The organism is Pseudomonas glycinis (assembly GCF_054871425.1).
Genome location: NZ_JBTYHF010000006.1, coordinates 171,136 through 181,389 on the forward strand (window position 1 = coordinate 171,136; position 10,254 = coordinate 181,389).

At 60.1% G+C, this 10,254-nt stretch carries 11 protein-coding genes; 2 read left to right on the forward strand and 9 right to left on the reverse strand.

The window, feature by feature from the left end:
* The first annotated feature begins 123 nt into the window (after positions 1-123).
* Positions 124-1,023, forward strand: coding sequence for a LysR family transcriptional regulator (locus ACYSTU_RS15995; protein ID WP_024012435.1), 900 nt, complete (start codon positions 124-126; stop codon positions 1,021-1,023).
* A gap of 76 nt (positions 1,024-1,099) precedes the next feature.
* Here ACYSTU_RS15995 and ACYSTU_RS16000 read toward each other — a convergent pair whose 3' ends face one another.
* Entirely contained in the window at positions 1,100-1,369 is a 270-nt protein-coding gene (locus ACYSTU_RS16000; RefSeq protein ID WP_082228561.1) for a type II toxin-antitoxin system RelE/ParE family toxin, read from the reverse strand.
* A complete protein-coding gene (gene relB, locus ACYSTU_RS16005) occupies positions 1,359-1,550 on the reverse strand; it encodes a type II toxin-antitoxin system RelB family antitoxin (protein WP_038862015.1) in 192 nt (63 codons plus the stop codon). The genes ACYSTU_RS16000 and relB overlap by 11 nt, the downstream gene beginning before the upstream one ends.
* A 307-nt stretch (positions 1,551-1,857) precedes the next feature.
* Between relB and ACYSTU_RS16010 the strand changes: the two genes are divergently transcribed.
* A complete protein-coding gene (locus tag ACYSTU_RS16010) occupies positions 1,858-2,655 on the forward strand; it encodes a class I SAM-dependent methyltransferase (RefSeq protein WP_498999952.1) in 798 nt (265 codons plus the stop codon).
* Between the two features lie 115 nt (positions 2,656-2,770).
* Here ACYSTU_RS16010 and ACYSTU_RS16015 read toward each other — a convergent pair whose 3' ends face one another.
* The 7 genes from ACYSTU_RS16015 to ACYSTU_RS16045 all read right to left on the reverse strand — a co-directional run bounded on the left by ACYSTU_RS16015 (position 2,771) and on the right by ACYSTU_RS16045 (position 10,248).
* The gene (locus ACYSTU_RS16015; RefSeq protein WP_016774087.1) at positions 2,771-3,079 is read right to left on the reverse strand and encodes an addiction module antidote protein; all 309 of its coding nucleotides are present in this window, start codon (positions 3,077-3,079) and stop codon (positions 2,771-2,773) included.
* Positions 3,080-3,391: 312 nt separating this feature from the next.
* Positions 3,392-4,084 (reverse strand): N-acetyltransferase, encoded by a 693-nt coding sequence (locus tag ACYSTU_RS16020; protein WP_281119696.1) that lies wholly within the window; start codon positions 4,082-4,084, stop codon positions 3,392-3,394.
* Positions 4,081-5,271, reverse strand: coding sequence for a GNAT family N-acetyltransferase (locus tag ACYSTU_RS16025; protein WP_498999957.1), 1,191 nt, complete (start codon positions 5,269-5,271; stop codon positions 4,081-4,083). Before ACYSTU_RS16025 ends, ACYSTU_RS16020 begins: the two co-directional genes overlap by 4 nt.
* A 4-nt stretch (positions 5,272-5,275) precedes the next feature.
* On the reverse strand, positions 5,276-5,965 hold the full coding sequence (locus ACYSTU_RS16030; protein ID WP_498999960.1) for an N-acetyltransferase: 690 nt from the start codon (positions 5,963-5,965) through the stop codon (positions 5,276-5,278).
* Positions 5,966-6,026: 61 nt separating this feature from the next.
* A complete protein-coding gene (locus tag ACYSTU_RS16035) occupies positions 6,027-7,946 on the reverse strand; it encodes a hypothetical protein (protein ID WP_206420598.1) in 1,920 nt (639 codons plus the stop codon).
* Positions 7,943-9,250, reverse strand: a complete 1,308-nt coding sequence (locus ACYSTU_RS16040) for an oligosaccharide flippase family protein (protein WP_498999964.1) — start codon at positions 9,248-9,250, stop codon at positions 7,943-7,945. The genes ACYSTU_RS16035 and ACYSTU_RS16040 overlap by 4 nt, the downstream gene beginning before the upstream one ends.
* The gene (locus ACYSTU_RS16045; RefSeq protein WP_206420596.1) at positions 9,247-10,248 is read right to left on the reverse strand and encodes a polysaccharide deacetylase family protein; all 1,002 of its coding nucleotides are present in this window, start codon (positions 10,246-10,248) and stop codon (positions 9,247-9,249) included. The genes ACYSTU_RS16040 and ACYSTU_RS16045 overlap by 4 nt, the downstream gene beginning before the upstream one ends.
* Positions 10,249-10,254: the final 6 nt, after the last annotated feature.

Consider the following 10,254-nt stretch of genomic DNA (forward strand, 5'->3'; position numbering starts at 1 on the left):
GATGGCTGCCTTCGGCAGCTCTTTATGTTCAGGGTTGTTTTCAAACCGTGAGCACAGATTAATGGGCTGCTGAAAAGCGAAAAAGCGGCTATAAAGCGTTTAACTGTCCACCAGAGAGTGACAATGAACCCGTTCGAAGACATGCGTATTTTTTGCCAGGTGATGGACTCCGGCAGCTTCACCGCTGCGGCCGATCAGTTGGGCCTGTCCAAGCAATTCGTCAGCCGCCGTTTGATGCAACTGGAAGAGCGCCTCGGTGTGCGCTTGTTGAACCGCTCGACCCGCCGCCTCGACGTCACCCCCCTGGGGCAGAGCTATTACGAATCGGCGTTGCGTTTGCTCGGAGAAGTCGAGCAGGTCGAGCAGGGCATCGCCGGCGAAACCGCCGAGCCGCGCGGCACGATTCGCCTCAGTGCACCGCTGTCGTTCGCGGTGGCGCATCTGGGTTGTCTGCTGCCGTTGTTCCTGCAGCGTTATCGCGAAGTCACCGTCGAGGTCGATTTAAGCGATCGCCCGGTCGACCTGCTCGGCGAGGGTTACGACCTGGCCCTGCGCATCGGCGTACTGGAAGACTCGACTCTGATCGCCCGACGTATCGCCAGCATCGAACGGGTCTACTGCGCCAGCCCGGCCTACCTCGCCGAACGCGGCACACCACTCAAACCCGAAGACCTGCACAGCCACGATTGCCTGCCTTACGGCCACGGTCGCTCGGTGCAATGGCGCTTCAACGAAGCACCGGGCAAACCGCTGCTGATCAACGTCACCGGGCGTATGCGCGTCAACAACGGCGAACTGCTGCGAGACGCAGCGGTGCAGGGGATGGGCATTACTTATCTGCCAACCTTCATCGTCGGCGCGGCGTTGAAGGACGGGCGGCTGGTGCCAGTGCTGGATGATTTACGCCCGGAGCCACTGACCCTGTCGGCGGTTTATCCGCAGCATCGCCAGGCTTCGCGGCCGGTGCAGGCGCTGGTGGAGTTTTTGCGTGAGCGGCTTAACCAGAGTCATGTGAATCTTTGATAGTGGTGCCTACTGGGCAAACAAACGGCGTGTTATCGATCGGGCGAACGTCACACCGTTTTTTCCTGCGATGTCGTTATGGATATTCCTGTCGGGTATGCAAAACGCTAAGTATCTCGATTCGATCCGTCACCTCATAAATCACTACGTAGTTAGGATGTACAACAATTTCCCGGGTGCCGGGAGATCGACCTTTACGGTAGAGATGGGGATGAACGGAGAGTGAGGTTGTGGATTCTTCGATGGATTTCGAGAGACTCACTGCGGCTGCAAAGTTTCTCTCGCCAATGTATCTGAGGATGTTCGAAAGATCGGCCTTGGCTTCGGGCCGCCACTCAATCTGCATCGGCCTTTTTTCGCATGGATTCGATCAAGGCATGCATGTCCGCCATCACGTCCTCATGGGGGAGACTCGGATGGGGATCATCTCTGGACGCCTGCACCTTGGCTCGCAACCAGCGATCATGACTGGCAGCCTGCTCGTCGTTTTCAAACCCTGAATCGTCGGGAAAGATTTTGCCGTCCATTGTGCCTCCGGGATCAATGCCTGGCAGTCTATTCGGTACAGGGATTGCTGTCGTCGTTGTCTGGATGAACTGCATCTGGGTCGAGCTCCATGAGTACTTGTAGTTCGTCAAATCCTAGCCTGAGCGCTTCCGACGGCCAACCGACGGAAGATGTAGGAAAACGGTTGGGGTATCCCGAGTTCCTTCCTTTTTCTGTAGGACTCGCTGAAGAGGACTGCGCAGTGTGATTACAACATTGGAACAACCACCACCCGGGTCTGTTCTAGACTCACGCCGCTCAATCACGAGCCTCACCCGGAGTAGCGCCATGGAAGTGCCCAACCCCAAAACCGCCATCGAAAGCAATCGACAGGCGTGGAACGATTCCGCCCGTCATCATCAGGATTCGCCGGACTGGCAGGCATTGCTCAACGATGTCGCGCAGGCAGAGTTTTGCTGCCTTGATGACACTTTGCGCGGCTTGCTGGACGTCGACGGCAAAGACGTGATTCAACTGGGCTGCAATAACGGTCGGGAGAGCCTGTCGCTGTTTGCGCTGGGTGCCCGCAGTGTCGTCGGCGTCGATCAATCGGCAGCGTTTCTTGAGCAGGCCCGCGAGCTCAACAGCCGCTCGCCGCATACTGCCGAATTCGTCGAGAGCGACATCCACCATCTGCCCGCATCGCTGCATAACCGCTTCGACGTAGCCCTGATTACCATTGGTGTACTCAACTGGATGCCTGACATCGGCGAATTCTTCCATCATGTCGCGAAGGTGCTGAAGCCGGGCGGCAAACTGGTGATCTACGAAACCCATCCGTTTCTGGAAATGGTTGATCCGCAGGCTGAAGATCCCTACCGCCTCGCCAGCTCGTATTTCCGTGTCGAGCCGTTTGTGCAGGAAGAACCGATTGTGTATGTCGGCAAGGTCGAGCAGCCGGCGGCGAAGTCGTACTGGTACGTGCATACGCTGGGCGCGATCTTCAGCGGCGCCATTGGAGCGGGGCTGAGCATCGTTGATTTTCAGGAATATGCGCATTCGAACCGGGAAGAGGTGTATGACTGCTACCTGAACCAGCAGGCGCAGTTGCCGATGTGCTTTAGCCTAGTGGTGAGCAAGGCCTGAGAACCTTTTTTGCGACGGCTGGCCTCTTCGCGAGCAGGCTCGCTCCCACAGGGAAACGCATCCCAATGTGGGAGCGAGCCTGCTCGCGATGGCGGCCTTGTGACCGCCAGAAAATTCAGGGAACGGCGTGATTGACTACGTGCCCCGGCTGCGCATAAAGATCAATGCCCAGCGCATGAATCACCTTCAACACTGTGTCAAAGCGCGGCTTCGCTCCGGGAGCAAAAGCTTTGTACAAACTTTCGCGACCCATGCCTGAATTCTTGGCGATCTGCGTCATTCCTCGCGCTCTCAAAACGTAACCGATTGCGCGAAGGAATTCTTCGCTGTCTGCGTCTGCAAGAACCTGTGACAGGTACTCACTGATGGCTTCATCACTGTCGAGCAGCGCGACCATGTCGAAATTCGTCAAAGTCTGGCTCATGGTTAAACCTCCTTTGCCATTTTTTGTGCGCGTCGGATGTCTGCGCTTTGTGAGGATTTGTCGCCTCCGACAGTTGCGTAGCTGGCCGACTTTAACCAGATGGCCATGGATAATCAGTCGGCCAGATCTTTACTGGATGTTGGAAGTGTCGTCACAGTTTGTAGGCAACCAGCCAATCGCTTGTGAGAGCTGCGGGTGCAGCTACTGGCCTCATCGCAAGCAGGCTCGCTCCCACAGGGAAACGCATTTCAGTGTGGGAGCGAGCCTGCTCGCGATGGCGGTATCAAAACCGCCGCAAATATTCAGCCTGAATCAAGCCTGCGCGGGCGTACTTACTACTGGTCTTTCCGGCTTGCGCAGCGCCTCCAGCCTCGACTCGCTGTAGCGCGTTTCGCGGAAGAAGCGCCAGTGGCCGAACAGGTCGTAAACATGCGTGATCCGCCCTTGTTCCTTGTAGCCCAGGCGCACATGCATCTTCAGGGCCTGGATATTGGCGTTGTCACAGATATCCACCACCTTTTTATACCCCCCGGCGTCCATGACTTGCCAAAGTGCGGTCTGTGCGTCGACGGTCAAGGTGCTGCCGAAATAGGGCCGGGCAATTTCGGCACCGAACTGGAAGTACTCACCGGGCTCGATCGTGAACGTGTAGCGATAGAAGTGTCGATCGTAATAGTCGCGAGTGCTGGCCCAGACGAATCCGACGGTGTGACCTTCCGGGTCCAGGTACATGTGCCCCGTGTGCCCTTCAGCGGCCAGCTCGGCCATGGTCTGCACACGGTCACCAAAGTACTTGCCGAAAGCCTTGGCGTTATCCTCGGTGATGTCGACTCTGTGTAAACCTTCACAGGGGCGCAGTTTGTTCGGCGCGATCGGTGTGACCAGATCGCGCTCCATCCACAGCAATTCACGGTGAGCGAAGACATAACGTTTGCCGAAAGCGCCAAGGGTGCGGCGCAGGCCTTTTTGTTTGATGCGCAGAAGCAGTTTGTCGATGACGTTCATGATGCTCTCCGAGGCGCTAGCCCTGGTGTGGTGGATGATGTTGCCGGTTGAGTTGCGCAGGTATTTGCCGCTTTCGGTTTGCCGGCACGCTGTGCGCGCCATTTTTGCAGGGCCGGTTTGACGCAGTACCAAAGACGCAGGCCCAGGCCCAGCAGCAAGCCACTTGGGCGCCATGAGTAGAAGCTCCAGCGCCAGTGTTCCAGTTGTCCGGTCATGCGCTCGTGCAGTTGATGACTGGAGTTTCCCAGGCTGACCCGCGAGGCATCGATCCAGTGCCATTGCTCGTCCAGGCCCCAGCGAATCCATTCCTCCAGCAGCACTCGACCACTGCCCAGATCGGCATGTTGCGGCAGGAACGCCAGGTTGTAGTCGTAGAGGCGGCCCTGCTCGAGCAGGCCCAGCCGATAACTGATGCAGCGGCCGTCCAGCTCCAGTATCACCACTCGCACCAGCCCTTGAGCGGCGAGGGCGGTGAAGGCGTTCTGTATCCATTGACGACTGTGGTCAGTTGCGAAAATGCCGACGCCCTCGTCGCCTTTCCAACTGACCGACTCGACTTCTTGCAACGCCTGTAAAACCGCAGGCATCGACAGCGCATCGGGGGTGATTCGCCGTACTTGAGCGCCGCACGCGACAATCCGTTTGCGCGCACGACGCAGTTTGTAGCGCGGGTCGCCGGAAACTTCCTGCTGGTCGGCGTCGCTGATCAGATGCACCGGCACCCGGCAACTCAGGCGCCGTTCAGCGGTGGAGCTACGCGCCATCCAATCGGTGAGGGCACTTTCTTCCCCGGCAGGTTCCGACAGTTCGTTGAGTTGCAGCAGCGCATGGGGCAGGCGCTGACGGATCAGCATCAGCGCATCGCGCATATCCTCTGCGCCGAGCAACGACAGCAGGGCCAACCGATCGGCCAGCGGATAACCCAAGTGGCGCAAGACGCGAAATGGCACGCCCGCGAAGCGTTCGCGGCTGGACACCAGGGGCAGGCACAGGCGCAAAGCCTCTGCTTCCCAGCCGAGCAGAACGTGCAGGCACTGATTCTCTTCCAACGCCTGCTCTGCTGCGCACAACCAGCCGAGGTGGTTGAACGGCGTGTGATCGGCTACGTGAAGGCGCAGCGTTTCATACGCGGTTGCCGGGAAGTCGGCAGCGCACAGGGAGGTGCGCCATTCAAATCGCATCACCATAGGTTCAGACCGCCGTTGCTGGGACAGGTGGACGAGAATTTTTCCGCAGTGCCTCCAGGCGCGACCCGCTGTAACGGGTTTCGCGATAAAAGCGCCAGCGACCGAACAGCGTGTAGATATTCATGATCCGCTGTTGTTCGGTATAGCCCATGCGCAGGTGCAGCTTGAGCGCCGGGATGTTTGTCGATTCACAGACATCGACCACTTTGCGGCAGCCTTTGATGGCCATGGCTTTCCACAAGCGTAGTTGCAGATCAACCGACAATTCGGTGCCCCAGTAGGCGCGAGTCAGTTCGCCACCGAACTCGAAAAACTCGCCAGGTTTCACCGGGAACCGGCAACCGTAGTAATGCCGATCAAAATAATCACGCGGCGAGCCCCAGATAAACGCCACGGCATCGCCATGCTCGTCGACATGCATATGCCCGGTGTGACCTTCATTGGCGAGTTCGGCCATGACGCCGACACGGTCGCCGAAGTAACGGGTGAAGGCGCTGGCGTTGTCTGCGGTGATCCGCATTAATCGCAGTGGCGGGTATGGTTTGAGGTTGTGCGGCGGCACGGGGCTGACCAGATCCCGTTCCATCCACAGCAGTTGCCGATGGGAAAAAATGTACATTCTGCGGATCTTCGCCAAGGTCGCTCGCAGACCTTTGCGACGGATATGTCCGCTGAGTTTTTTAAAGATATCCATGGTCTCTTCTCCTGATGAAAGTGCCGCGCGCAGCATCACGCTCGCAGGGCAGAAGGGCGGTTCATGAAGCGTTCCAGTTCAGGGCAAACAGGGTTTGCCCGGGTAATTCGAAACGCACGCGCCCGTGTTCGCAGGCAAATGGTGCGTCGCGGGCGCGATTGTCAGCGCCGAAGAAATGCAGGGCGCCTTGGTTGAGCGGGCACTTGGCACCGCTTAGAGCAACGCGTTGCAGGCGCGTGCCTTTGTTCACCCCGAGCAACGTGCGCTGCTCGTCGCCGGCCATCGCCAGTACGTCCACTTCGAAGGCGTCGTTATCCAGCTGCAGCACGTGCGGCAGCCAATGCCGGGCGATGAATTGCTGGGCCAGGCCGACCGGTTTCAGCTCGAAGCGATCGCCGGCCAACACGCGCACCATGCCCTTGGCGTAGGGCGGTTCGTCGGCCGCCTGAAACCAGTTGAGCATGCTCAGCAAGCCGTCCTGAGAAGCATTGATGACCACCGATGCCCACCACAGCGCGGCGTAATGAGTTTCCTGGTCGTACGGGCTCAGGCTCGAGCCACTGGACAGATTGGTCTGATCGAGTAGCAATGCTTTGCGCGGCTGACCCTTTGCGTCGAGGCCGACCAGCTCCGCGGCGCGGCGCACGCTGTCGCGGTAGACGCGAGTGGCGAGCAGGTCGCGGATCATCCATTCGTGCCAGGCCAACGCGTCAATCTGATCGGGCGCTTCACTGAGCAGACGCCGTGCCCAATCGATCCCGCGTTTGTCTGCGGCGTTATTGGCGAACGGGCCGTTGACCAGGCGCGAAGTGGCCGGCATGGCGATGCGCACACCGGCACTGGCATTGGCCGGATTGCTGCGCACCTGGCGGGCCATGCTGACGAAAATCGAGCGGTATTCGTCGTAGCTCGAATAGTTGAGATTCGGCTCGTCGGCGAAGCCGATGTAATGCGTGCCTTGACCATCCAAGGCACGAGTGCCGGCGAGCCACGTCTCGAGGCCGTTGCTGCTTTGCACATCGGCGCGCAGATTGGCCTGACGCCCGGTGCCGGCGAGCAGGGTAATGTCCTGGCGGATGCCGAAGCGCGTCTGATAAAGCTGACGAACCGGGTCTTCGAAGCGGGCACTTTTCGACGTTATGTCAACGTAGCTGTAGTAGCTCGCCGCACTCGGTTTCAACGCATCCAATGCGGCATGACTGCTCGCGGGCGGCAACAGATTGGGCAGCGCGATGCCCAGATCCGGAGTGCGCCCGAGCACCATGGCGTGCAGGGTCAGGCGGACCTCACCCGATTCTTCATGCACTGGCTGCAGCTGCTGCGGATTCTGCGCAAACAGGTTGGCCGTGCCATCGAGCCAGAACGCCGCTTTGCCGCTGCCCTGCAGGCGCAAGCGCCAGGTCTGAGGCCGGTCACTGACCGGCAAGGCCACTTGATCGAATTGCCAATAGGCGCGGTGGGGCTTAAGGGCCAGCGACAGCTGTTGTCCATCGTCTACACGCTGTGCTTGCAGCGCGTTGACGCCGCCATGGTATTTGCCGTTCAGCACCGCATGCTCTCCCGGTGCGACCTGGAAAAACAGCTCAGTACCATTGCGGGTTTCGACGCTGAAATGCACTTTGGCCGGACTGAACAGCGCCACGGTGGTTGCGTCATGCTCGACGCGGTAACTACGGAAGCTGTAGCCGGGAATCTCCAGGCGATAACCGGCAGCTCCCGGCACCAGCGGCCAGCTTTGCGAACCGCGAACCTCACTGGCCTTGATGAAGCGATCACCTTGCAAGCGGCCATAGCCGTCAAGCAGATAGATATGCTCTTCATTGGCCTCGGCCTGCCACGCCGGAACCCAGCGCACGGTGACTGTATCCGGGCGGTCGGCTTGCAGATACAGGCTGCCGTCGCGAATGTCGCCCCACTGCATCGGCGCAGCGAAGGCGTTCAGCGTCATGCCGAGTCCGAGCAGCAGGGCCAGGCGCTTCATGCGGCTTTCCTGCGGTGCAGCATCAGCCACATCGGGCTGAGGTCACCGGGCAGAATGAACAGCGTGTGCCAGAACGGCACGCCGCTCAGCCTGCAATAAAGCACCAGCATCGCCAGGGTCACTGCCAGATAGGCGATCGAGGACGCCGCCGCTGCGCCGACGATGCCGTAGCTGGGGATCAGCAGCAGGTTCAGGCCCAGGTTGAGCAACGCCCCAACCCCCATCATCAGCGAGACCGTGGCAGGGCGGTTCTTGCCGATCAGGTCCAGGCGCAGAATGCTTGCGTAGCACAGGCCCAACAGCCCCGGCAGCAAAGCCAGCAGCGCCGGATACGCGGGTTGGTAGGCGACGCCGAACAGGATGATGATCAGCCATTCGCCGATCAGCGCCATCGTGACGCAGGCGCAGAGCATTACCGTCGCGGTCAGGCGCAGCGCCAGCGGCGTGACCTTGTCCATGCCCTTGTCCTGTTGCAGCAGACGCTTCATCAGCGGTGTGGTGACTGCTTCCGGAACGATCAGCAACAGTTCAGCAGCGGCGCTGGCCATGGCGTAATGGCCGAGCGCGCTGCTACCGAGCAGGGCGCCGATGAACAAGTAATCGGAGCGCAGGATCACCTGTTGGAACAGCAGGTCCGGATGGCTGCGTGCACTGAATTTCAGCAGCTCCTTCTGGCTTGCATGATCCCATTGCAGTTGCAGCGGCTGAGCGCGTTTGAGCCACATCCAGCCCACCAGCACTACCAGGCTGATACCGGCCAGCCAACTGATGAGCGCCGCTTCGAGTGCCGCCTCTTTCCACATCCAGAACAGCGCAACAAAAAGCAGCAGCGGTGCCAGCGATTCGATCAGGCGCAGAACATTGAAGGCGACCACGCCACCCGACGCGTTGTGCAAGGTCAGCAGGCCGCTTTTGAGCACGGTCAGCGGTACCGCCAGCAGCAACAGCCACGCCAGCAGACCGAGCTGCATCGTGACGTCGAGTTCGCTGCCGAATTCTCGCGCCAGCGCCACCACCAGCAACGTCAGCAGCCCGGCCAGCAAACAACCGAACACCAGCACCTGGGCGAGCAACAGCCCCATCGGCCGCTGGTTAGCCGCTTCATAACCGACTGCCGAATTCAAGCCGCCGCTGGTGGCCGCACTGATCAGATCCGGCAGGGTGCTGAGCAGGGCGAACAGACCGCGTTCGCTCGGCCCGAGAATCCGCGCCAGCAACACATTGCGCAGCAGGCGCAGGGCGATCATCGCCAGTTTGGTGCCCATGCTCAGGGCGAGGTGCTTGATGTAGCTGCCGCGACTCATGGCCGTGCCCCGCGAAAGATCCGTAGCGACAGCAGCTCCGGATTGCGCGCGGTACGTTGGCTGACGCCGAAGCGCGGCAGGTTCAGCGGGTCGCCGGCGCCGCGATAGAGTCCGGTGGACGTGCCAAGCGCAAACGGATAATCGTGATTGGCGACCTGCTCGCGCACGCGCTCATCGTTGTCGCCGTTGGGGTAGCAATACACCGGCAGTGGCCGATTGCAGCCGTTGTGCAGGGCGTCGCGGCTGCGGCTGATTTCTTCGTGCAAACGCATGTCATCCAGGCCAGTGAGGATCGCATGACTGGCGCCGTGGGGGCCGAAGCGCACCAGACCGGACGCTTCCATGGCGCGCACCTGATGCCAGTCCAGCGCTTGCGGCAGAGAATCCGGCGGACACTGATTGGTCAGACGTTCGAGTTCCTGCGGATCGAGGCTCTTCAGCCCCTGCAGGTAATGCAGCAGCGCCAGGCTGCGCCGGTCGACATCGATATCGTCGAGCAGTACCGGCAGCGGATGACCGGTGATGCGCAGGTGCTCGATCAGGTGCATGCGCGCCTTTTCGCCATGGCTGCCCCACAGCGTTTCACCGACGCTTTCCCACCAGAACCGTTGCCGACTGCCAATGAAATCGGTGGAAAGAAAAATGCTCGCCGGCACCTGATATTTTTGCAGCAGCGGATAGGCATTAACCGCGTTGTCACGCCAGCCGTCATCGAAGGTCAGCGCCACGCGCGGGCGCTCGGTGCGCAGGGCGTTGGGCTGCAACAACTCCATTAGCGGCACGCAATCGAAATGCTTGCGCAGCCATATCAGCAAGTGTTCGAACGCCTGCGGGCCGACACACAGTTCATTGCGGTGCGGCAGGTTGGCGGCACGGTCGTTGGCCAGCACTCGGTGGAGCATCAGGATGACTCCGGCCCCGTGCAACTGGCTGCGCCCCACGGATGAGTTGAGATAGAGCCAGCCGCTGGTGCGTTTTATCAGTTGTTTGATAGCCATGGCATG

Excerpts from the sequence above, each read along its gene's own strand:
- ACYSTU_RS16040 (WP_498999964.1), bottom strand. The coding sequence starts at position 9,250 with ATGAGTCGCGGCAGCTACATCAAGCACCTCGCCCTGAGCATGGGCACC.
- ACYSTU_RS16010 (WP_498999952.1), top strand. The coding sequence starts at position 1,858 with ATGGAAGTGCCCAACCCCAAAACCGCCATCGAAAGCAATCGACAGGCG.
- ACYSTU_RS16025 (WP_498999957.1), bottom strand. The coding sequence starts at position 5,271 with ATGGTGATGCGATTTGAATGGCGCACCTCCCTGTGCGCTGCCGACTTC.
- ACYSTU_RS15995 (WP_024012435.1), top strand. The coding sequence starts at position 124 with ATGAACCCGTTCGAAGACATGCGTATTTTTTGCCAGGTGATGGACTCC.
- ACYSTU_RS16035 (WP_206420598.1), bottom strand. The coding sequence starts at position 7,946 with ATGAAGCGCCTGGCCCTGCTGCTCGGACTCGGCATGACGCTGAACGCC.
- ACYSTU_RS16030 (WP_498999960.1), bottom strand. The coding sequence starts at position 5,965 with ATGGATATCTTTAAAAAACTCAGCGGACATATCCGTCGCAAAGGTCTG.
- ACYSTU_RS16020 (WP_281119696.1), bottom strand. The coding sequence starts at position 4,084 with ATGAACGTCATCGACAAACTGCTTCTGCGCATCAAACAAAAAGGCCTG.
- ACYSTU_RS16015 (WP_016774087.1), bottom strand. The coding sequence starts at position 3,079 with ATGAGCCAGACTTTGACGAATTTCGACATGGTCGCGCTGCTCGACAGT.
- ACYSTU_RS16000 (WP_082228561.1), bottom strand. The coding sequence starts at position 1,369 with ATGCAGATTGAGTGGCGGCCCGAAGCCAAGGCCGATCTTTCGAACATC.
- ACYSTU_RS16045 (WP_206420596.1), bottom strand. The coding sequence starts at position 10,248 with ATGGCTATCAAACAACTGATAAAACGCACCAGCGGCTGGCTCTATCTC.
- relB (WP_038862015.1), bottom strand. The coding sequence starts at position 1,550 with ATGGACGGCAAAATCTTTCCCGACGATTCAGGGTTTGAAAACGACGAG.